This is a genomic window from Lysinibacillus sp. C5.1 (assembly GCF_016350185.1).
In the GTDB taxonomy this organism is placed as follows: domain Bacteria; phylum Bacillota; class Bacilli; order Bacillales_A; family Planococcaceae; genus Lysinibacillus; species Lysinibacillus sphaericus.
This window is the reverse complement of sequence record NZ_CP066226.1, coordinates 1,368,967-1,388,244: the sequence shown is the minus strand read 5'-3', so window position 1 is coordinate 1,388,244 and position 19,278 is coordinate 1,368,967. Positions and strand designations below refer to the sequence as shown.

At 35.9% G+C, this 19,278-nt stretch carries 33 protein-coding genes; 1 reads left to right on the top strand and 32 read right to left on the bottom strand.

All coding sequences use genetic code 11. From position 1 onward, the window contains the following. Positions 1–120 precede the first annotated feature (120 nt). From I5435_RS06475 to I5435_RS06400, 16 genes are all read right to left on the bottom strand, one after another. Positions 121–555 carry a phage tail assembly chaperone gene (locus I5435_RS06475; RefSeq protein WP_337983448.1) on the bottom strand — a complete coding sequence of 145 codons (435 nt, stop codon included), beginning with the start codon at positions 553–555 and terminating at the stop codon, positions 121–123. Between the two features lie 63 nt (positions 556–618). Further along, positions 619–1,134, bottom strand: coding sequence for a phage tail tube protein (locus I5435_RS06470; protein ID WP_337983447.1), 516 nt, complete (start codon positions 1,132–1,134; stop codon positions 619–621). Between the two features lie 14 nt (positions 1,135–1,148). Next, positions 1,149–2,477 (bottom strand): phage tail sheath subtilisin-like domain-containing protein, encoded by a 1,329-nt coding sequence (locus I5435_RS06465; protein ID WP_337983446.1) that lies wholly within the window; start codon positions 2,475–2,477, stop codon positions 1,149–1,151. 1 nt (position 2,478) lies between these two features. Beyond that, positions 2,479–2,706, bottom strand: coding sequence for a hypothetical protein (locus tag I5435_RS06460; RefSeq protein WP_337983445.1), 228 nt, complete (start codon positions 2,704–2,706; stop codon positions 2,479–2,481). Next, the gene (locus tag I5435_RS06455; protein ID WP_337983444.1) at positions 2,699–3,136 is read right to left on the bottom strand and encodes a phage tail terminator family protein; all 438 of its coding nucleotides are present in this window, start codon (positions 3,134–3,136) and stop codon (positions 2,699–2,701) included. The genes I5435_RS06460 and I5435_RS06455 overlap by 8 nt, the downstream gene beginning before the upstream one ends. Beyond that, entirely contained in the window at positions 3,126–3,608 is a 483-nt protein-coding gene (locus tag I5435_RS06450) for an HK97 gp10 family phage protein (RefSeq protein WP_258842582.1), read from the bottom strand. The genes I5435_RS06455 and I5435_RS06450 overlap by 11 nt, the downstream gene beginning before the upstream one ends. Further along, positions 3,608–3,970: a hypothetical protein gene (locus tag I5435_RS06445; protein WP_337983443.1), complete on the bottom strand. Its 363-nt coding sequence runs from the start codon at positions 3,968–3,970 to the stop codon at positions 3,608–3,610. Before I5435_RS06445 ends, I5435_RS06450 begins: the two co-directional genes overlap by 1 nt. Continuing rightward, positions 3,964–4,359: a hypothetical protein gene (locus tag I5435_RS06440; protein ID WP_337983442.1), complete on the bottom strand. Its 396-nt coding sequence runs from the start codon at positions 4,357–4,359 to the stop codon at positions 3,964–3,966. The genes I5435_RS06445 and I5435_RS06440 overlap by 7 nt, the downstream gene beginning before the upstream one ends. Before the next feature lie 5 nt (positions 4,360–4,364). Further along, on the bottom strand, positions 4,365–4,724 hold the full coding sequence (locus I5435_RS06435; protein WP_337983441.1) for a Rho termination factor N-terminal domain-containing protein: 360 nt from the start codon (positions 4,722–4,724) through the stop codon (positions 4,365–4,367). A 13-nt stretch (positions 4,725–4,737) separates the two neighbouring features. Next, the gene (locus I5435_RS06430; RefSeq protein ID WP_258842586.1) at positions 4,738–5,691 is read right to left on the bottom strand and encodes a major capsid protein; all 954 of its coding nucleotides are present in this window, start codon (positions 5,689–5,691) and stop codon (positions 4,738–4,740) included. A gap of 26 nt (positions 5,692–5,717) precedes the next feature. Continuing rightward, complete coding sequence (locus I5435_RS06425; protein ID WP_337983440.1) at positions 5,718–6,296, bottom strand: phage scaffolding protein; 579 nt, start codon at positions 6,294–6,296, stop codon at positions 5,718–5,720. A 93-nt stretch (positions 6,297–6,389) separates the two neighbouring features. After that, positions 6,390–6,551: a hypothetical protein gene (locus tag I5435_RS06420; RefSeq protein WP_337983439.1), complete on the bottom strand. Its 162-nt coding sequence runs from the start codon at positions 6,549–6,551 to the stop codon at positions 6,390–6,392. Between the two features lie 45 nt (positions 6,552–6,596). Next, the gene (locus I5435_RS06415; protein WP_337983438.1) at positions 6,597–7,646 is read right to left on the bottom strand and encodes a minor capsid protein; all 1,050 of its coding nucleotides are present in this window, start codon (positions 7,644–7,646) and stop codon (positions 6,597–6,599) included. Then, on the bottom strand, positions 7,633–9,135 hold the full coding sequence (locus I5435_RS06410) for a phage portal protein (RefSeq protein WP_337983437.1): 1,503 nt from the start codon (positions 9,133–9,135) through the stop codon (positions 7,633–7,635). Before I5435_RS06410 ends, I5435_RS06415 begins: the two co-directional genes overlap by 14 nt. A gap of 11 nt (positions 9,136–9,146) precedes the next feature. Continuing rightward, the gene (locus I5435_RS06405; RefSeq protein ID WP_337983436.1) at positions 9,147–10,397 is read right to left on the bottom strand and encodes a PBSX family phage terminase large subunit; all 1,251 of its coding nucleotides are present in this window, start codon (positions 10,395–10,397) and stop codon (positions 9,147–9,149) included. Then, a complete protein-coding gene (locus tag I5435_RS06400) occupies positions 10,390–10,821 on the bottom strand; it encodes a terminase small subunit (protein ID WP_258842592.1) in 432 nt (143 codons plus the stop codon). Before I5435_RS06400 ends, I5435_RS06405 begins: the two co-directional genes overlap by 8 nt. Before the next feature lie 470 nt (positions 10,822–11,291). Between I5435_RS06400 and I5435_RS06395 the strand changes: the two genes are divergently transcribed. Next, positions 11,292–12,032 carry a hypothetical protein gene (locus I5435_RS06395; RefSeq protein WP_337983435.1) on the top strand — a complete coding sequence of 247 codons (741 nt, stop codon included), beginning with the start codon at positions 11,292–11,294 and terminating at the stop codon, positions 12,030–12,032. Positions 12,033–12,255: 223 nt separating this feature from the next. Here the strand turns inward: I5435_RS06395 and I5435_RS06390 are convergent, their stop codons facing one another. The 16 genes from I5435_RS06390 to I5435_RS06315 form a co-directional block, all read right to left on the bottom strand. Beyond that, complete coding sequence (locus I5435_RS06390; RefSeq protein WP_337983434.1) at positions 12,256–12,663, bottom strand: sigma factor-like helix-turn-helix DNA-binding protein; 408 nt, start codon at positions 12,661–12,663, stop codon at positions 12,256–12,258. A gap of 145 nt (positions 12,664–12,808) precedes the next feature. Beyond that, positions 12,809–13,354, bottom strand: a complete 546-nt coding sequence (locus tag I5435_RS06385) for a site-specific integrase (protein ID WP_337983433.1) — start codon at positions 13,352–13,354, stop codon at positions 12,809–12,811. 6 nt (positions 13,355–13,360) lie between these two features. Beyond that, complete coding sequence (locus tag I5435_RS06380; protein ID WP_337983432.1) at positions 13,361–13,537, bottom strand: hypothetical protein; 177 nt, start codon at positions 13,535–13,537, stop codon at positions 13,361–13,363. 96 nt (positions 13,538–13,633) lie between these two features. Further along, a complete protein-coding gene (locus tag I5435_RS06375) occupies positions 13,634–14,707 on the bottom strand; it encodes a hypothetical protein (protein ID WP_337983431.1) in 1,074 nt (357 codons plus the stop codon). 159 nt (positions 14,708–14,866) lie between these two features. Beyond that, positions 14,867–15,406 carry a hypothetical protein gene (locus tag I5435_RS06370; protein WP_337983430.1) on the bottom strand — a complete coding sequence of 180 codons (540 nt, stop codon included), beginning with the start codon at positions 15,404–15,406 and terminating at the stop codon, positions 14,867–14,869. 51 nt (positions 15,407–15,457) lie between these two features. Next, positions 15,458–15,655 (bottom strand): hypothetical protein, encoded by a 198-nt coding sequence (locus I5435_RS06365; protein ID WP_337983429.1) that lies wholly within the window; start codon positions 15,653–15,655, stop codon positions 15,458–15,460. 38 nt (positions 15,656–15,693) lie between these two features. Beyond that, positions 15,694–15,897 carry a hypothetical protein gene (locus I5435_RS06360; protein WP_337983428.1) on the bottom strand — a complete coding sequence of 68 codons (204 nt, stop codon included), beginning with the start codon at positions 15,895–15,897 and terminating at the stop codon, positions 15,694–15,696. A 42-nt stretch (positions 15,898–15,939) separates the two neighbouring features. Beyond that, the gene (locus I5435_RS06355; protein ID WP_337983427.1) at positions 15,940–16,245 is read right to left on the bottom strand and encodes a hypothetical protein; all 306 of its coding nucleotides are present in this window, start codon (positions 16,243–16,245) and stop codon (positions 15,940–15,942) included. A gap of 105 nt (positions 16,246–16,350) precedes the next feature. Continuing rightward, positions 16,351–16,575 (bottom strand): hypothetical protein, encoded by a 225-nt coding sequence (locus I5435_RS06350; protein WP_337983426.1) that lies wholly within the window; start codon positions 16,573–16,575, stop codon positions 16,351–16,353. A gap of 62 nt (positions 16,576–16,637) precedes the next feature. Beyond that, positions 16,638–17,027, bottom strand: coding sequence for a hypothetical protein (locus I5435_RS06345; protein WP_337983425.1), 390 nt, complete (start codon positions 17,025–17,027; stop codon positions 16,638–16,640). A 26-nt stretch (positions 17,028–17,053) separates the two neighbouring features. Beyond that, the gene (locus I5435_RS06340) at positions 17,054–17,233 is read right to left on the bottom strand and encodes a hypothetical protein (protein ID WP_337983424.1); all 180 of its coding nucleotides are present in this window, start codon (positions 17,231–17,233) and stop codon (positions 17,054–17,056) included. Between the two features lie 80 nt (positions 17,234–17,313). Beyond that, entirely contained in the window at positions 17,314–17,562 is a 249-nt protein-coding gene (locus I5435_RS06335) for a hypothetical protein (protein ID WP_337983423.1), read from the bottom strand. After that, positions 17,550–17,957 carry a hypothetical protein gene (locus I5435_RS06330; RefSeq protein ID WP_337983422.1) on the bottom strand — a complete coding sequence of 136 codons (408 nt, stop codon included), beginning with the start codon at positions 17,955–17,957 and terminating at the stop codon, positions 17,550–17,552. The genes I5435_RS06335 and I5435_RS06330 overlap by 13 nt, the downstream gene beginning before the upstream one ends. After that, positions 17,954–18,556 carry a phiTE_072 family protein gene (locus I5435_RS06325; RefSeq protein ID WP_337983421.1) on the bottom strand — a complete coding sequence of 201 codons (603 nt, stop codon included), beginning with the start codon at positions 18,554–18,556 and terminating at the stop codon, positions 17,954–17,956. Before I5435_RS06325 ends, I5435_RS06330 begins: the two co-directional genes overlap by 4 nt. Then, positions 18,549–19,100: a hypothetical protein gene (locus I5435_RS06320; RefSeq protein WP_337983420.1), complete on the bottom strand. Its 552-nt coding sequence runs from the start codon at positions 19,098–19,100 to the stop codon at positions 18,549–18,551. Before I5435_RS06320 ends, I5435_RS06325 begins: the two co-directional genes overlap by 8 nt. Further along, a complete protein-coding gene (locus tag I5435_RS06315; RefSeq protein ID WP_337983419.1) occupies positions 19,100–19,276 on the bottom strand; it encodes a hypothetical protein in 177 nt (58 codons plus the stop codon). Before I5435_RS06315 ends, I5435_RS06320 begins: the two co-directional genes overlap by 1 nt. Between the last annotated feature and the right edge of the window lie 2 nt (positions 19,277–19,278).

Genomic DNA, 19,278 nt, shown 5'->3' with positions numbered 1-19,278 from the left:
GGACAGAAGCAATGATACATGCTTTGTCGGTAATAGGCAGATATATATACTCTGACGGCAGGCGACGCATCTTTTGCACCCACCAGTGCATTATATTTGCGTCACCATCACCGTCCTCAATTAGTTTTTTACTTCTTCCACCAAGTCCTCAAGTTCTGCTTCATAGCCGTTGACTTCTTGCGCTGCCGCCGAGGCATCTGCCATTTCACCAATTGTTAGCATTTTTCCTAGTAATGCATCAGCACCCATTACGCCATATGAATCCTGCAGCTCTTTATCTTTTAAATTTGGAAAAACAATAGATTCAACTGTTAACAGACGTTGGTATTTAAAATGGTCAAAATCAGTATTATATTGCCCTTTACGTTTCCCTTGTGTAATCATAGAACGTTTTGTTGATTCAGACTTTAATTCAGTATCACGTTCTGGTGAAACAGGTGCAAACTCCCACTCAATAGGATTACCTTGCTCATCTATGAATTTCTTTGAAATAGCGCGTTTAATATTTTCATTTCCTTTTTTGTTATGTGCGAAGAAAGCTGTTAAATTTGACATATATAATCACCTTTTCTTTGTTATTTTTGTAATAAAAAAGAGCCCACATTGTGAGCTCTAGCCCTAAAGCATTTCTGGCAACATTGTAAATTCCTGCGGCATTTCGAATCGTTCGAAAGTGAAGTCGAAAGAATCCTCTAAATATTCGGCATCAGCATCCAATGCTGCAACAATGCCTCCATCTATATTACAATCAATCAAAATGGTTGTTTGTCGCCCAGCTTGAGAGGAACGATCTTCATTTGTTAATTGGATATCAAAATAAGTGTCTTCTCCAGTATCTTGATAATGTTTCAGCATTTTTCTAAAAATAGATGTGTTGAAGTAAAATGTTGCACTACCTGTATTTTCAATACCAGTAGCCTTATTCCCCTTTGCCACTTGTCCCATAATAGGAATTTGAGTTTTCGTTTTGTCTGACCTAGCCTCTATATTGATTAATTGAGCGAATTTATAACGATTCCCATCAATTGTCACCCATGCTACACCTTGAGCACCATGAATAGCATCACGAGCATGCATGGTAGCATCTGCAAAATACTGCAAATCTAGTGGAATTAAGATTTGATTTAAATCCAATGTAATTACCTCCCTTATGCTACTGTCGTTGTCACATAAAGCTGTGACATTGTTAGTGTATTGATTACTTCTTCTTGTATAACTACAGCTCGTTTCGATTCGCCTTGACCTACGAATAGCTTATCTTTATCGTAGTTTTGGATAGCTCGAATACGTTGCATTTCCCCGCGATGTTTACCAATATCATTCCACAGAGAAATACGGCCATCGTCATCATTCGGAACCTTCCCTAAGTAACGCGTATTAAATAAATGTGCTGTATCAATTGCCAGTTGATCTAGAACTCGTATCGTCTGATTAAATGAAAAATCTTCGTTTTTATCAACTCTGAACGATGTAAATGTATTAACATCTTCTAACACATTGAAGTCATCACCCACACGATGGAACACGTATTTACCTGTGTTTAGTAATATTGTTAATTGAGGTTGCGTTTTAGTTTCGGACATATCCAGTTTATGTTCACCATCGTAAGTACGGTTTGTATTAGATTGGTTAACAGCAACACCTGCTTGTACCCCTGTAACCCAATAAACAGCACCGAATACTTCTTCACCATCTCCAATAGCATCATTTTGAACATCAATGATACCTTCATGGTCAGCGTTTCCTAGCTTGTGACCAACTAATTGAAATTTACCGCCTACCTCATCACGAATACGTTTTGTGTATTCCATATATAGCGATTTAATAATGGGTTCTTCTGATAAACAGCCCAACGTATTAAATCCATATGCCTCTAATTCATCTAAAGCTAATTGATGAGGTGTTCCAGCCGTTAATGCTGTTGCTCCATTGTTACCGCCTGCTAATGGTGTACCTGCAGTTGCAGCTAAGGTTGCGTCTTTTTTGAAATCAACAAAATCATTTGGTTTTAAATCAGCAGCAGTTGAAATCGCATTCTGTTCATCAATTAAAGTGCCAGCAATAAGCGTTTTTACGTCCCATTTTGTCGGTTCATCTACATTTGATTGAATAACGATAGTAATATCATTACCTCGTAATCCTTTATATTTAGCTGTAGCAAATTCATTTGTAGCCTTGGCGCCACCTAGATTCAATTTGCTAAAGAATACTGTTAGAGCACCTTTAAATAAATCTCGAATCCCTTTTAACTTTGGGTGTGTATATTCATAACCAAAAATTTTCAATGAGTCTTTCTGCAAATCCTCTTTCGATACGGTCATTACTTCATCATCAATTCCCCAATCTAGAGCAATGGGCAATGCTGCATAGCCACGATCAGATAAATTTACGAATGCTCGTGGTTTACTAATAAAGTTATGATACGTACCAGGTAAGACTTTATTTTGTGTTAACCAAAATCCTCCACCTAATGCCATGTTACTTACCCCCTTTGTCGAATTTCTTTAGAATGCCATCCACTTCGGTGAATGCGTATGTTTTGTTGTCCTCTAGCAACGCATTTAAAGCATCACGACGATGGACATATCTTTGGCTTTGGACTAATTGAACCTTTGTGAACGTTGGAAGGTTAGATGTTACAGCATCACGTACAGCTTCACTTGTCACAGGCTCAACTTTGTCTAGAATATGGTTATTTTTAGCCACTAGGAATCACCCTTTGCTTGTTAATGTATTGTTCTAATGAGCCCATAAAAATCTTTTCTTCTACTTCTTGCAAGAAGAAATTGAAACGAATGAAATTATGTCCGATGCCATCTACTACCTCACTGTTAGCGCCAGTACCTAGCATCAGTGAGCCATTTAACAGCGTTATTTCTTTTAGTGCTTGTTGTACCTTCAATGTCATATTTGACGCCTCGGATAAGCCGTTTTTAGGGAAATACTGGACGTTAAACAATGTTGTTACTTTCCATCGACCACCGATTTGTCTAATATGCTCAAGGTTCAAAAATTGAATTAAAAAAGCAGGCGTCTTAAACCCCTGCGGTACTTCATCAATATATTTTTTATAAGCCTCTCCGAAAGCCTTATGAAGCTTAACGGATATAGCATTTTGAATATCATTAATCTCCATTGAAAGCCTCCTTTAGCATTGTATATAGCTTTTTTTGAAGTATTGTTGGTGCTTGTTGTTCAAGTTCATCCGCACTAATAGTCATCATGAAACGACCTGTTACCCATCCAACATTACCACGGGACCTATGGCCGAACTCCACATAACTTGAGTAATCAACTGGATTAATAATTTCTATTTCATATATATCACCCGTCACCTTGACATTTAATTCTTTTGCAAAAGTAATTGAGCCCGTTCCACCACCTAATGCAGCCGTCAATTCAGCTTCACGGTGACTTTTCGCTGTCCAACCTCGCCTTAACACACCATCATTAACAGGTGTACGTTTTATTACTTTAGCTAATAGGCGTGCTGCAAGCTCTTTTGCACAAGCTTCGCAAAACTTTTCATAATCAGCCTTTGCTAGCTTTTCTAATCTTTTCTCAAATGCCTTTAGTTCCCGATAATCAACACGGCCACCTCTACCCATTACGCATAGCTCTCAAATAATTCAAGTTGTATCTCTTGGTGATCCATATAAACAGCAGGCTCGCCACTTCTTGTATATTCAGTTGTTTTACCATGCTGCGTCACAATTATTTTTGAGCCTGCAGGTATGTCCAACTCTGGAGCTATAAATAATTTGGTAGCCTGTGCAATCACTGCAGGACCACCAGTAGGTGTTGCTGACGTTTGCTTTTCGTATGAGAGTTTACACTTTTGATTAGAAAGCAATGTAATTTCACTGTGTTTAGTCACATGAGTAATGGAATCTTCAACCTCTTGCCATACCTTTACTGTACATAACCCTTTATACAACAACTCAATAGCTTTTCTTCGTGCACTTACCATGTAAGCACCCGATATTTTACGAAATCTATTTCATTATGTTGAAGATAGTTGATAAAGGCATTAAATCGAGCTTCTGGCGTAGTGCTTTCACTAACTGCAAATACCGTATTCGTATCGCCATCTTGTACTTGTTTTGCTACTACATCAAAATCTAATGAGCTCACATCTAGCAAGCCCATCGATTTTTTAGTAAACAAAAATTCCCCTACGGTCATATCCACAGCAATTTCATGGAGACCTTGAGGAATTTCAGATAAATTTGTTTGATTGTTAATGTGACTGGTTACTTTATCGGTGCAAAAGGATAGCATCATATTATCTGTGCTTTCTGGCTCATTTGAAATTGCAATACCTAGTGATTTTAATCGTGTTTTAACATTCTCAAGCAACTAAATCACTCACCTTTTTTAGCCATCAAAGCTTTAATTAAATCTGGGCGCAACATTGAACTGTAACCTTTAATCTTCATGCTTTTAGCTAATTCTTTTAATTCCTCAACATTCATTTTTTCATAATCATTTATTGCTGAAGTATCGTTATTTTGCTCTACCACGTTTTCATCTGAAACTTGGACAGATTCATCTACTTTCTTTTCATCTGTCAGAATGTGCGATTGTTCTTTTACAACACGGTAGCCTTTCTTTTCAAACCATTTCAGTAGCTTTGGATTGTCTGTTTCTCCTTCTCCTTGAAGAAAACGCACAGTTGCAGTAATACCGTTGTACGCTTTGTTTGGAGCGTAAACCTTTGCCATGAAAACCCTCCTCTTATTGCACTTTAATTTTTCGCATTACACCTGCTGCTTTTGTAGCCTTTAAAGCTACACCTGCAACCATTTCCACTTCACCTGTTTTCACTGCACCTGCAGTTTTATAGTCTGGGAGCCACGTATTGACTGGTGATTGTCCTGCCATTGAGATAGCATGGAAGCCATCTAATCCTAAACGAGCTACATATAACGATGTTGTACCATCTACCTCAATATCTACAACACTCTGATTGGAGCCTGGCTTTGCACCGAAGTCCACTAATGGAATGCCGTTATAAGTTTCAACATTTTGTCCAAATTCATTTTGAGACATTTGATACATCCCAGCACGTCGAGCCGCTGCACGAATCTTAGCAATCAGTTTTAAATTACCACCAATGAAATCAGGCTTACCGTCTAAGCCCATTAAGAACTCATCCAGCTCATCTAAGAATTTCGCATAGTTCGTCGTCACTAAATCAGAAGTTGATAGATCGATAACTGCAGAAGGTTCATATTCAGTGGATGAGCCCGTCAATGCTTTTTCTAATCCATCGAAACCATTTGCTTCAACACCTGTATCACCATTGATAACAGTGTCATTAAATAGTGCGGATGCTGCTTTAATCTTTTGTTGCATTTGTAACGTCACTTCATCCACAATGCCACCCATATTAGCGATAATACGGTCAATTTTGAAAGCACCACCGAATACAGCTAAATCTGTAGTAATACGCTCTTTCTCTACTTCACTTGAAGTGTACTCGCTGTTTACTGCACGAAACGCAGCCGTTGGTTGTGTTTTCAATCGTGTATAACCATATGTGAGTGTTGCACCGCCACCAGTAGGAGAAACAACATCATCGAATGTAAGAGCATTGAACAGGAAATTTGATTTTGCGAATTCATCAATAACGCCTACCTGTAAATCATCTTGTACGTTTAATTTAGCTTGTGCTAATGTTACTGCCATTTTAAAAAACCACCTTTTATTATTTATTAGTTTTTAGAGAAGTGAGATTGCACTGCATCCGATAATGAAGTTGGTGCAGTTTCATTCCCTCCCATTTCACCTTTTTCGGCTGGCTTAAAGCCTCTCCATTGTTGCTGTCTATTCGTTTCTGTAGTGCTTTCAAAAAGGAATTTGGAATCCTCTCCTTCTTGTAAAGCTTTAATCTGATCAGTTAGCCCCTTAACATCATCACCATCTAACTCCGCATCATCTAAATTTAATAACGCTTTAACGGCTTTAATATTTTTGGCTTTAGCACCAAGCAATGCACGTTCTACAGCTCCATCTAACTTTAATTGTTTCACTTCTGCCTCATATTGCTCCTTAGCAGTTGTATTTTCACCTTGTAGTTTTTCAATTTGGGCTTTAAGGTCATCAGTTGCACTAGCTGACTTCTTTAATCCTTCAAGTTGTTCATCACGATCTGCTACATCCTTTTCTAGTTGCTTCTTAGCATCTTTTACCTCATCAAAACGACTTTTAGGAATCATTGTGCCAAAACCGTCGATAATTTTTGTCGCTTGTTCCTCACTTAATCCTAAAGCCATCAGTTGTTCCTTTGTCATTGTTATAGCCTCCTAATTCGTGTTTTACGTGCAACGGCACGATAGGTTAAGAAACTTGTTCTTTTACGTCTACAAGCTCGAAAAAGACGAATGTTATTCTTTAGAAACTAAGTAAAAAGCCAAATTAGCATAAGGAATGAAAAGTTCTTCATTTTGTTCTTTAATAATCAATACGCCATATTCTTCTTTTGTGACTTCCTTTACATTTTCCAAAGTCTCAATTGAACCATTTGTTCGACCGATTTTTACTTTCATTGTTCTCACCTCTTTCATTTATCCCTCTCTTTTCATCTTCTAAATTCACGTTTGCTTAACACCGTATAAACGGAACCACTCGTTATAAGTCATATTTGAAGGAATGTAATACACATCATCTGGATCACTACTATTCCCTTTACTTGCAGCACGTTCACCATAGTTGTCATCAAAATAAGGTATGGTAACTGTTCGACACCAAGCATGAAATGGTGGTGCTGTAATACCTGGTGCATAATCACTCATTGGTAGTACTTTGCCGTCTAGCTCTCTACATATAGCACTTGTACGATTGTCTAATGCAGATACTATTTCATAGCGCTCTACATCTAAATCTTTATAAGCCTGTTGTTGACCAGCAGACGCAAAAAAAGCAGATTCCGTCATTACAAGACGACCTGCCTTTTTCGTACAAACATCAAACTGTTTGGCTATTTTTGCAATAACATTATTTAGTGACTCACCACGTATTGTAGCTTGTGTTAGTTCTCTATGCAGTACACTAACTAACTCATCCTTAGCCCGCCATATACGTGTACTAAAGGTTGCTCCATCTGTAGTCCACGGCTTAGAAACCATCATCTTTAATTGATTTGCGTCAATAGAATGTAAACTATAACCGACTCCATAACCAGCCTGTACTTCATAAGCTGTGTGGTAATACGCTGACTGGTATACTTCCTTTGCAAGACGTTCAACACCTTCAATTTGTGTTCCATACAGTGCTTCTACGTGCTGTTGTGTTTGTAACTTAATAGATTCTAACCTTGAAATATGAACACGTGCAGATGCATTCTCAAGCTCTTTTGCCCATGCTGCATTAATGCCGTATTCCTCACCACGTCGAATGTACTCATGAACATCCCACTTGAACTCTTCTAAATCAGCGCCTTTAATCCACTTCTTGGCTTCCGCAAAGGTAATCTCATTATTATCTGCAAAGCGTAAATACCAATAGGTAATGTCCTTTTCAATTGCCTTTAGCGTGTCACGGTATATTTGCTCTAAATCCTTGTAATAAGCCTCGCCCTTACTCATTTCCGCATTTGCTAGCATCTCAAAGCGTTTCTGCCAATAGGTTCTACTCTTGGCCATTTGTATTACCACCTACTAATTTGTTTGGAAAGTTATTTCGGTAATCATCATATTCCTGCTGTTCATTTTGGCGTTCTTTTTCTTTACGATCTAACTCCAGTTGCGCGTTCTTTGTCCAAGGGTGTTGTGCAATGATACTTTCCATCGATAAGATTGGCATAGAATCAACAGCATTCTTTATGGATTCACTTTCATTAATTAAAATGTCTTTATTAAAAATGACGTTGACTGGCTCCCCTTCAAAGTCACCTTTTTGGTTATTAGCTAGATGAACATTCACAAACCAAAGTAAATCCTCAAAGCTTGCTTGATACTCTGTTTCAGTACCATTTGCATCTAAATCAATATCACTGTACATGCTTTGAATATTCATCTGATTTGGGTTATTACTCATTCGCTCGTCCTTGGCATCATATCCACGACCATTTTCAATCATTGCCTTTTTGAATAAAGATAAAATGGATTTATAGTTGTCAGCGTTCACTGTAATAGTTAGTGTTCGTACGTCCCCTCTGGAACCTTCATCACTACGAACCTTTACTGCGCCAAATTGAGCTAGATTACGTCTGAATTCACCTAAATTTTGCCCATCATAATTTTCTAATACAAGAAGTGTATTATGAGCATCTTCCTGCATATTGTTTTCAAAGTCCGAAAGCATAATATTAATGCCATCTTGTAGTGATTTCACACGTTTAATAAGTGGTAGTTCCTTATTGTTGTACTTAAACGCAATTAAAGGAATACGTTCCCAATTGAAACCTAATGGATTGCCCGTTTCATCAATTGTACTTATATAAGTGGTTTTCTCCTGTTTTACATCAGGTATTAGGCTATTATTACGCCAAACGTAATGCTCAATGCCATCTGTTGAGTATTTCTCAACTTTATGGATAACGACTTCCTTATCGCCTTCATAAGCTGAAACAGGGTAAAAGCGAATAGCAAACTCTAATTCCGTATGATCTGCATCCTTCCAAAATGGCAGTATTTCATAAGGTGGGAAACGCTTAAACGCCAAATTACCTTGTTCATCGTAATAAACGTACAACCACGCTATGCCTCCATTTAAAGAATCCTCTCCTAAATTACGAAAGGTTCTATGGAACTTCGCATTAAATATCAATTGTAGTTGCTCTAAGTAGTTCTTATCCTTTGTTTCAAACGTTAAAGGCTTTGCTAACAAGTAATTTACCTTTTGATCTACAAGCTTTGCATATTGATTATCGACAATTCTATTATTTGGTAAATTTTCAACTTCCATTAGTTGTCCATCTACCCCTATAACTTCACGCTTACGCTTCAAAATCTCATGCTCACCTATATAATAGGATTCACCTAACAGCATCATTTTACGTGGTGTTGATTCTAGCCATTTCTTTATTTCCTTCTCTAGCACCTTTTTATTTGATATAGCTGTCTTAGCACCAGCCTCAATTATCTTCTTAAACCGCATACGCTCTGTTACTTCCCCTAGAAATTCAAACATTTACTCACATCCTATTCAAAGCTAAATAAATCGCCTTTTAAATCTTCTAAGGCATAACGCATTGCATCCATTAAGTGGTTAAAATCATCTACTGGCTTATTAAGCTTCTTACCGAATTTGTCTTGATTCCATGTGTAATTGGTGATTTCAGTTAAGAAATTAACACAGGATGGATGAATGATAAGCTTGTAGTCTTGAATCGTTTGAATACCGTTGTTAATACTATCAGGACCTTTACGAGCCTTTTTAATGTTATACATCCCTAAGTTGTATAAATCATCTATAGACTTAGGCTCCGCACTATCAGCACGTATACGCTCCTTAATGTAGCCTTTACGTTTTACTTCATCAAAAATCATGCTGTTACTCATACCTGTCTGATAAATTTCATCAAAGACATAAATCTCTTTAGCACCTTCATCTACTAAACCGGCAAAGAAAGCAGTAGGGTCATTGGTGTAACCAAAGTCTAGTCCAAACATTGCTTTAATCCTTGGACGTTCCTTGATAATCTTATCCTTATCAAAGGTGCGCTCTTCCCAATTCTCAAACACAAGACCGTCAACAATACCCCAGTTGCCTAAACCTGCTACTTGATAACGACGCGGATTATCACGTTTCATTCGTTCAAACACTCTCCTATCTGCTTCATCTAAGAACTCGTTACATAAGTAATTTGTAGACTTCGCTAAAATATCACCATCATTTTCGGCATCAAAAAAACGCTTCTTTATCCAATGGCGTTCATTCCATGGATTGAGCGTTAGTGTAATTTGTTTAAATAGGTTGTCTGGTGCTGAACCACGAATTGATTCGTCCAACATATTAAAATCATCTTCATTCAGTAATTCGTATGCTTCCTCTACCCACATCCAGCATAAGACGCCTGTTTTAACAGTAATAGATGTTACTTTCAATGGATCATCAAGACCACGGAAATAAATCTTCTGTCCAGTAGGCATATATGTTAGCTCTAAAGGTGATTCTTTCACTTGCCAATACTGTTCAACACCTAATTGCGTAATTGCCCATTGCAATTCAGCAAAGCATGAATCTTTTAATGTACGATATGTTTTACGAATAACTAGTAGATTTGCTGCTGGATACTTCATTATTTGAGTAATGAAATAGATAGCAGTCGTTTTGGATTTTTTAGAGGCTCGCGAACCCTTACAGACTCTATAACGCCCTTTAAAGCTCCAGTAATCTGCATAACCTTTGCCAATTAGCTTTTGGATAGATATACGCTTTGCTTTACTCACTTACATCATCCTCAATAATAATTGGAATAGCACCCTCATGCTTTAATTTATCTGTCCACATGCCGTAGCGTCTCCCTAGAAGTTCAGCAGCCTTTATCCTGTCTTTAGCACTTACATCAATATCATCAATCGTTTGAGCACCTTCTCCAATACCACGAAGTACTTCTTCTTGCTGTTCACCACGCATAATTGATGATAAATACTCTAATACTTCTTGCTGATTTGCAACACGTTCTGATTTCAGTTCTTCCATGCGATTTTCTATATATGTTTTTATGCCGACATTTGCCAACAATTTATAAGATTGACCTCTGGCATACGTTTTACTGTAACCTGCTTTTAATGCAGCTTCTTCTGCGTTACCTAGTTCGATATAATAATCTGCAAACTCTTGTTGTTTTGGATTTAATTTTCTTACTTTCAATGGCATCACCTCATTATGCTAATTGCTCGAAATAATAAAAAGCCCTCACTCCGTTCAAGTGAAGGCTCGCATTCGCGTTATTCAGTTGTAATTGCCTTTTGCTTCATCTATGAATATATCTCAACCTGTCAATAAATAATGTGGCTTGACTGTGGCTTTTTAGTTTGGTTGTTTTTTTCTAAAAGATTGTTGTTATCCAACAAATGGAGCAGATATAAGATTATGTTTCGAGAATGAATATTTTAAGGAAGAAAAGCAAATTTTTAACAATAATTAGATATAATATTAATAAATCGATTTCTCACTTATTAGCCATAAAAAGAAGAATAGAATTCCATGTTATTATTTTATTCCTTTATTTTTTGAAAATGAATTAGTATCAGTCATTTCATATAATTATTCCGCCTATACAGTACAAATTTGGAAGCATATCATGCAGGAAAATGACTAAAAAGGAGAATGAAAAAGAGATGTATTATCTTAATCAGAATCCGAATTTTTATTTCAATCCGTATAATAGACAGTATTATTATTCTTATGAATCAGTAACTCCACAATATTATGCCTTAAGGCAGATTGCAATGCTAGTAACACCAGACGAACTCACAAAGCTACAAGGTAAAAAAATTAGAACAACAGTACCCAATTTAGGTTCTATAACAGCAACGGTTGGACCGTATAATTCAAGCACAAATCGCGTTGAATTACAAAATATTGTATCTGTTCAAGACGGGGTTAACCATGGGAATTTGAGTTATTTGCCGAGTGATTTAGGTGGACTTGAAATCCTAGATGACGGTAGAACTAGTCCAGGTGCTGGTGAAAATGGTATACCGCCAAATCAATTACAACAAACATCAGTATTAAAAAAAACAATAACCAAATTTGGTGTCCCATTTGCCGGATCAATCACATTGAAAAACCCTACTGGATTGAAGCAATATAGAGTATGGTTAGAAGTAACTGTTCCAACTATTATTGCTAAACAAGGGCAAGCTATTTTAGATAATTGCATGGAAGTTGCAAAATCAAGATTACTTACAGTTTTAGCTCCCTTCTTAACACCAGCTACATATGGAGGTTTGCCAGCAGCAATTCCAGGAGCTACAACAGCTGCATTGCAAGCATTCACAGTTTGTGTAGGTGCTAACCCGATAATTTATCCGTATATGAATTATATAAAACTGAATATTAAATCTGGGTGGGATTGATTACAATTTATCAAAATATAAGTAGGATATCTTTCACTTTTTATAACATTTGCTAATAATATGAATCTGAAAATAGTAGTTAAGTCAAAGGAAAATAGGATATATAATAATTAACTTTCTAAGATGATAAACCGTAATAGAAAAAAACAGAGTTTATTCTTTATATCTGTAAAGATTAACTCTGTAATTTCTCTAAACAGTAATAGTCTATTGGATAACATCCTTATATCAATTCTGTTTCTTTCTTCTTACTCTTACTAGCAACACGACGAATGTGGTCATGTGTATATCCAAGCTCATCTGCAATTTCTTGATAAGTCATACCATCGATGAATCTTAGTTTAGCAATTTTGTATTCTAACCCTTCTAACTTCTCAACATTTTCGCGAATTTCCTTTTCTATCGCTTGGTAATGGTCTAGCTTAGTTTCTAGTGAAACAATGCGGTCATTTAAACGATCTGTTCGTTGTGAAGCTATATCAAGCCCATACTTTTCAGCACCAATTGATGCAAATGGTAGTTGTTCATTCTTCCCTAACCAATATTCTTTATCCACTTCTAACATTTCAATCTCTGCTTTTAAAATATCTATGATGCGTAATAAATCCGCATAATTTTTCATGATTTCCATCTCTCTTTATGCCCCTTCCAGTTCACTTCAATGTGTATTCTGTTGAACTCAACAATTTATATTTAGCCCAGTAATTACAATACTTTGCGCCTTATCCTTAAAATCAGTTCACCACTATCTTTTTAAAGAGAACTGAATACAAAAGTTATATTCTAAAGTCCTTCATTGCTTTATCCATTTGATCTTGATTAATGCCGATATAACGTAATGTTATTTTTGGTGATGAATGATTTAATATTTCTTGTAATAAAGCTACGTCCTTTGTCTGTTTATAAAAATGGTACCCAAACGTTTTACGTAATGTATGTGTACCAATATTCTCTTCAAGTCCAACTGCCAACGCTGCCTTATTTAATATCTTGTAAGCAGAGCTTCGACTAATGGATTTGTTAACCCCTTCACGACTTTTGAACAAATATTCATATTCTTCTTTCCCTTCGATATATTGCTTTAGTTCACGTTTTAATTGCGGTGTCATTTCAATACGCCTAGCTTTTTTTGTTTTCTTTTCTATTACACTGAAATAATCACGCTTAGTGTCAGATACTTTAAGTTGCAGAATATCTGATATACGAAGTCCACTGTTAATTCCAAGAACAAACAACATGTAATTACGATAATTCCAATCAAATAAATACTTCTTAATTGCGCGGATATATTCTGGATTGCGGATAGGTTGAACAAAATTCACCAGCTATCATCCTTTCTGTCTAAATGAACCTTTTACACGTTTATAAGTGCTGCGTCTAACACCCATTAACTCTTCAACTTCTCTTTGGCTCATTTGCGTTTTAGGTTGACGTCTTTTTGACGTTTGCTTGTTTTCTTCCTTACTTAACCCCTTTTGTGTTAACTCTGTTTGTAACGTTCGCATATATTTCACCCCTTAATTAAAATAGAAAGAGGCACCAACAAAACAGGTAATTCACCTGTCTGTTAGTGCCTCCGGTATTTTCCGTAAAGGTAAGTACTATATTCTATTGTTTATTTCTAGTACCTCAATTGGTTTTAATTTTGGTTTTTTAGTTAACCAATCCATGATGTTTTTTGGGAATGTCTTTTTATCTGCTTCATGACTTACATCTAATCCGCAAAATTCTAAGATTTGTTGTACATCTTTTTGATATTTTAAAGCGCTATTATCATTTACTAACGGACATAGCCAAAGCTCTCTACCTTGCTGATCACTTAATACAACCTGATAAACAATATCTTTTCCGAAAAAGTCTTTAGTAAAATATCCATGCTCTATTGCAGACTCTCTACTGTTAAATAAAATAATTTCACTTGGATTTGGCACAACAGATGAATATTCATATAAAAACTTTTCTTTGTCATCCATATAACTCAAATAATTTTTTTTATCTTGCAAACAAACAATTTTTCCTTTGTAATAATAAAGAGTAGCTTTACTCTCAGTTACTCTTTCAAAATCACTACTATTTTTATGCACCTCAAATTGTCCTTCTTCATTCTTAAAATATTTAACAATATCATAATCATGATCTTTTACATTCATTGATAAAGTTTCTGGTATACCCAGTTTTTCAAGTACTTCTTTAGAACCAGACGGTCCCTCACCACCATAACCGCAATTTAAATTATAAAACCAAGCTTCATTACCATTTATATCTCGTATTATAAATCTCGCTGATTTCAAACTCTTTAAATCTGATAAATCATTTTCTGATACAATATAAAAACCATCTAAAATTGCATCGAAACTATCAAAATAAACAAAAATATGTGTTATTTCATCTAAAATATTTAAAACTTCTTCAATCTTTCCTTTAGCTTCGCTTGTTGACCCATCATTAATTATTACAGGCATTTTTTTCTTTACTTCAATTGTTCCATTTCTTAGTTTTACAATATCACTTCTCATAAATAAATTACCTTGACTAGATTGATGTATTGGATAAATACCATTACTCTTAACCATAGCCAATAACCTTTGTTTTGATATCTCAAGCATTTCAGCAGCCTTAGCTGATGTAATCATCTGATGTTCAAGTATAGTTTTTAGTTGTTTTTTATTCTCCATAAGACCCTCCTGTTTTTACGAACGTAAACACGAACACTATACGTGTTTACGTTTAATTTACTCCCTCTACCTAATAAAGTCAAGTATTTCCATCCAAAAATTTCTAAAATAACCTTTCCACCCCTGATTAATGCTCAATTATTACTTTTCTCAAAATGTTCAGCAATTATAAAAAGCATGGTAATGTAATGCTTCTACTGCACCTTCTGCATCTTCGTCACTCATTGAAATTACTTCTTCTACTGACATTCCATGAAAAATTAGAATGCCTTTTGTTCTGCCATATTTACTTGTAAGATCATTAAATTCTCGTTCTACTTCTGGTGGTAAAATATCAATTACAACAGGTTTATCGCAAAGCCAGTAATCTGTGGCATATCCAGTTGAAAATGCTGCGTCTAAATAGCTTTGGAACTCTTCCACTAACCCACGCTTATTAATGCATTCCCATGCTCTGTCATCCCAATCTTCATACATATCACAAGATTCATTTTCAATATAACTATCTAACATTCTTTCCGCACAAGGCGTCCACTTTTGACGAATAATCGTACACCAATTACTTCTTTCGTGATGTGGCTCATCTAGCTCTATAATTTCACGTTTCAATTCTGCAACTGTATAAACCGTGCTAGATTCCTCAATTGACACCTCTACATCATCTGCTAATTCCGATAATTTCAATGTTTCTGTTGTCATTTTCTTTTCCTCCAAATGTTTAATTGTTTTTTGCTGTACAATACCTTTCAATTAAAGATTAGACATATCATCTTTTAGCCACTCTTCATTTTTTCCATCATCGTAACCATAGTCTGTTACAGTTCCTTTTGTGCCTTCTGGACACCATTTATTGCATGTGTCATCTACTTTAACTGTATTTTTGTATTCACCTGTTACAAAGCAACCAAAAGCATAATGTCCGCATGTCCAGCAAACTATTTCACACATGATTTGACACCACCTCTATGTTTCCTCACTGACACCATTTACTCGTTACATTCACAACACATAGCAATCGTTCGTAAATGTTCTACTTCTATTTCTAACGCTTTGTATTTATCAATCACGTTTTTTAAATTGATTATGTCAGATTGATTGTGTACTGCTGTTTGTTCATCTTCACGTCCAACTGCATGAGTTATATCTTCCAATAAATCCTTTAGATAACTTAAAGGCTCTCTAGGATCCATCAATTTCCTATCCTTTCCTTTACAAAATCTTTCATTTCTGTTTTAAACAACTCTTTCAACAAGATTGATCTTGTTCTTTAGTAATGTTTCAATATTTGAATTATCAACTAATTCTCCTAATCTGCATTTAAGTCTCGTTTTTTCAGATATTAATTTAACTTCCTGCAACGTATTCAAAATTTCGAATGTGTTCGTATTGAAATAAATGCAGAAAGATTTTGTATTAATGAAAACCTTTTGTTCATCTTTAGATATTTTGACTTCTACCTCAATCGACTCCTTTTCAAATTTGAGAACTCTGACGTTTTCGAAAGTCGTACATTCATCTGCATAAGGTTTAAAAATCATAGCGCCACTCCTTTATGTGATTTAGTTCTAATGTGATATATTACTCGTCCATAAATTCACCAGTATTTCCAAGTGTTTTAATTGAACAAAATCTATCTATAATCCTCATTTTGTGTTTTTATATCCCTTTGCCACATTCCGCATTTCCCTATCTAACTTGCCTTCAAATGCAACTACGGTTTCACTTGTAAGATGTACTTTATAATCCGATACAAGGTCAACAACCGTCACTATATCATCAACTTTTTCCGCATCTTCTAGCGCCAAGTAAACCTTAAATGGCCCTACGCTATGTCTATCTGTATATAGTGCACCTTCACAAATAAGCAATGTACAACACTCCCTTTACTCAGTAATTTGTTTATATACAGCACATTTTCTTTCCGATTGGCCTATTTAGAATACGAGACCTTCAACTCTTCTAAGACCTCTACGAATTTTTTGGCAATATGCCACGAACCTGATGATTCGTATTCATCGTTCTCCCAATCATGCTTAAATTCCTCATATTCACCAACATAGCTACCAAACATAGGATCTTGCTCAATTGAGTAGACAAATTCACGAAACTTTTGATCATCTTTTTCATCCCAGAAGCCAATTGAATAAGTATCTGGTGAAAAATTGAATTCGAAGCCGATAAACTCAACACCATGTAAATCGTGATGTGTCTTTAATTGAGCTGCTATTACTTCATCTGGCGGTGGCGAAAAATCATATTCACCCCGAATATCTTCTAGTGTCATTTCTGCTGTATTGAACTTTAATTTGAACGGTTTCATCCTTCATCCCCCTGTACAAAATATTTTTATCTTTTTATATTTCCAACGCGTCTACGCTTACTCTCGCTTACCTCAAATACTTTGCCATGTTGCCACTGAATTGAATCTTGTCCGTACTCCTTTGGCTCTAGCACTTCTACAACTGTCCCTTGTTGTACGATATACACGCCGTCCCCTAAATCCCCTAACTGCTTCATGTTGCCCATGTGTATGCCTCCCTGCTATAATTGCTTTAGTTCTATTAAGCGAGAGGCTTAATTGTAGGGCTACGGTTGCACCCGTAGCTCTACGCTATCCACACTAACTCACATTCCTCACATAAAATAATTTCCTCTAAAAATTGAACCACCACAGTATTTTTCTTTATCTCTAACACCGTCCCTATTTTTCCAATCAGATGACCAAAATAATATTTTCGATAATTATGGATTTCCCAATGAATTGATTCGTCTACTAACAAAAGCTTCACTCTGTCATGAATTTGAAAATGATGTTTTGGTTTAACAGGGTAATCAAAGATACTTAACTGCTGCATGCTAAATCCTTTTTAGATTCTGGTCCTCGTTTTCCAGTTAGCCCCTGCCATACCTTCCATTCATTGAGTTCCTGTATCGTGATGTCGTAATATTCTGCTATTTGATAATTTTTTAAGCCCATTTCTTGTAAATCTAAATACCGATCTATTGTTAGAACCATACCGTGTGTTGTCATAGATTCTTTTAAAATATCATTCTTATTTTTTTTACAAGGTGCTTGTACATTTTGACGCTTATTTAGGTTTAATAGACTTTTACCTATTTCGTTAAACTGCAAGAAGATGTCGCATTTTTTACAGCTTTTCGCATTACGATCATTACGATTTGGACAAGTAACACAGTACTGATTGTGTAAAGTTTTTTGTTGCTTTAATAGTTCAATTCTGTTTCTCATTTGCTTTCCCCCCTTCCATACTCAACCTTCAATACCTCTGCTAGAATAGGAGCCACTTTTTCACAAAACACCCTACAGCGCCAATCCTCTTTATATGAAATAAACTCTTCAAACCAAGGTTCATTTGAGAAAATATCTTCTTTAATTGCACACTCAAACAAATGTGACCATTCGCTATAGAGATGGTTTTGTGTAATATCATCATTTCCTCTGAAATATTCAATTTCTTCCCAAATTTCACGTGCTTGCTCTTCGTCGATTTGGTTATACCGACGAGCTTGTAATGCCATGACCTTCATCGCTTTTGCTGTTTTCTCGGTATCCACAAAATCACGTTTGGAGAAATCCTCTAGCTTTCCAAATAAATAATCGTTATGTTTGCTAAATGTATCGATTAAGAACTGAATAAAATCATTACCTGGTGCACCCCAACTGAATGAATACGTTTCATTACACAAACGAGCTGTAAATCCATTTCTTGATTCATCTACTATCAATTCACAAAAATCATGGCCGTTTGTATATTTTGGCTCTAATTTAACCATTAAACTTTTAATAGTTTTTACTTCAACTGATGTACATCCTTGAATATCACCCAACTGACTCACCCTCCTTCACTTGCACCGAATCCCAATTGAACGACATCAGAATATTAAGTAATCGTTCTACTTTCGGTGCTCGCCATGCTGTCATGGCATATGTGTGAGCTTTTTTCGAATAATGATAGTGATTTAATTCAAGATGGCGTTTAGCATCTTCTTTTGTAAGAAACATCGTATTTGGTGCAATGAAACTAGCTTCTCTTTGAGGTACTAAATACGCATCTCCATCAATGAATTTTTGGAACCATTCCAATACATTGTCATCATCCATAATGCTGAAATCCAATAAAATCTCTGCTGCATCACCGTTTAGATCATGGTTGTCGATTAAATCCTTAATTTTTTCTTCTTCGAGTGAATAATCCTCGCAATTACTTGGAGAATAAATTACCCAGTGCTCAGCATGTTCATCCCAACATGGTTCGTTCTTATAATCCATGATCGTCCAAAATCTAGGAGAAGCTTGTGAATCATAATCATGTTCATCCTCCCATTTCATTTGAGCTTGTAGGTCCTTCAAAAACTGAATATCTGCATTCATTAATACCCCTCCTTCGATTTTCTCTCCATCACACAGCACCAATGACCACTGTAGTGATGCCGTGTGAATTTTCCTACTTTCCGCCAGTCACGTTTTTCGCTGTCTGCAACTTTCTTTTGCAAATCATGTTGCGTAACGACTTTAACAACTTTGCGTCCATAAAAATGATTGCTCATTG

Excerpts from the sequence above, each read along its gene's own strand:
- I5435_RS06475 (WP_337983448.1), bottom strand. The coding sequence starts at position 555 with ATGTCAAATTTAACAGCTTTCTTCGCACATAACAAAAAAGGAAATGAA.
- I5435_RS06465 (WP_337983446.1), bottom strand. The coding sequence starts at position 2,477 with ATGGCATTAGGTGGAGGATTTTGGTTAACACAAAATAAAGTCTTACCT.
- I5435_RS06455 (WP_337983444.1), bottom strand. The coding sequence starts at position 3,136 with ATGGAGATTAATGATATTCAAAATGCTATATCCGTTAAGCTTCATAAG.
- I5435_RS06450 (WP_258842582.1), bottom strand. The coding sequence starts at position 3,608 with ATGGGTAGAGGTGGCCGTGTTGATTATCGGGAACTAAAGGCATTTGAG.
- I5435_RS06445 (WP_337983443.1), bottom strand. The coding sequence starts at position 3,970 with ATGGTAAGTGCACGAAGAAAAGCTATTGAGTTGTTGTATAAAGGGTTA.
- I5435_RS06435 (WP_337983441.1), bottom strand. The coding sequence starts at position 4,724 with ATGGCAAAGGTTTACGCTCCAAACAAAGCGTACAACGGTATTACTGCA.
- I5435_RS06430 (WP_258842586.1), bottom strand. The coding sequence starts at position 5,691 with ATGGCAGTAACATTAGCACAAGCTAAATTAAACGTACAAGATGATTTA.
- I5435_RS06425 (WP_337983440.1), bottom strand. The coding sequence starts at position 6,296 with ATGACAAAGGAACAACTGATGGCTTTAGGATTAAGTGAGGAACAAGCG.
- I5435_RS06420 (WP_337983439.1), bottom strand. The coding sequence starts at position 6,551 with ATGAAAGTAAAAATCGGTCGAACAAATGGTTCAATTGAGACTTTGGAA.
- I5435_RS06415 (WP_337983438.1), bottom strand. The coding sequence starts at position 7,646 with ATGGCCAAGAGTAGAACCTATTGGCAGAAACGCTTTGAGATGCTAGCA.
- I5435_RS06410 (WP_337983437.1), bottom strand. The coding sequence starts at position 9,135 with ATGTTTGAATTTCTAGGGGAAGTAACAGAGCGTATGCGGTTTAAGAAG.
- I5435_RS06395 (WP_337983435.1), top strand. The coding sequence starts at position 11,292 with ATGTATTATCTTAATCAGAATCCGAATTTTTATTTCAATCCGTATAAT.
- I5435_RS06390 (WP_337983434.1), bottom strand. The coding sequence starts at position 12,663 with ATGGAAATCATGAAAAATTATGCGGATTTATTACGCATCATAGATATT.
- I5435_RS06380 (WP_337983432.1), bottom strand. The coding sequence starts at position 13,537 with ATGCGAACGTTACAAACAGAGTTAACACAAAAGGGGTTAAGTAAGGAA.
- I5435_RS06375 (WP_337983431.1), bottom strand. The coding sequence starts at position 14,707 with ATGGAGAATAAAAAACAACTAAAAACTATACTTGAACATCAGATGATT.
- I5435_RS06370 (WP_337983430.1), bottom strand. The coding sequence starts at position 15,406 with ATGACAACAGAAACATTGAAATTATCGGAATTAGCAGATGATGTAGAG.
- I5435_RS06365 (WP_337983429.1), bottom strand. The coding sequence starts at position 15,655 with ATGTGTGAAATAGTTTGCTGGACATGCGGACATTATGCTTTTGGTTGC.
- I5435_RS06360 (WP_337983428.1), bottom strand. The coding sequence starts at position 15,897 with ATGGATCCTAGAGAGCCTTTAAGTTATCTAAAGGATTTATTGGAAGAT.
- I5435_RS06355 (WP_337983427.1), bottom strand. The coding sequence starts at position 16,245 with ATGATTTTTAAACCTTATGCAGATGAATGTACGACTTTCGAAAACGTC.
- I5435_RS06345 (WP_337983425.1), bottom strand. The coding sequence starts at position 17,027 with ATGAAACCGTTCAAATTAAAGTTCAATACAGCAGAAATGACACTAGAA.
- I5435_RS06340 (WP_337983424.1), bottom strand. The coding sequence starts at position 17,233 with ATGGGCAACATGAAGCAGTTAGGGGATTTAGGGGACGGCGTGTATATC.
- I5435_RS06335 (WP_337983423.1), bottom strand. The coding sequence starts at position 17,562 with ATGCAGCAGTTAAGTATCTTTGATTACCCTGTTAAACCAAAACATCAT.
- I5435_RS06330 (WP_337983422.1), bottom strand. The coding sequence starts at position 17,957 with ATGAGAAACAGAATTGAACTATTAAAGCAACAAAAAACTTTACACAAT.
- I5435_RS06320 (WP_337983420.1), bottom strand. The coding sequence starts at position 19,100 with ATGAATGCAGATATTCAGTTTTTGAAGGACCTACAAGCTCAAATGAAA.
- I5435_RS06315 (WP_337983419.1), bottom strand. The coding sequence starts at position 19,276 with ATGAGCAATCATTTTTATGGACGCAAAGTTGTTAAAGTCGTTACGCAA.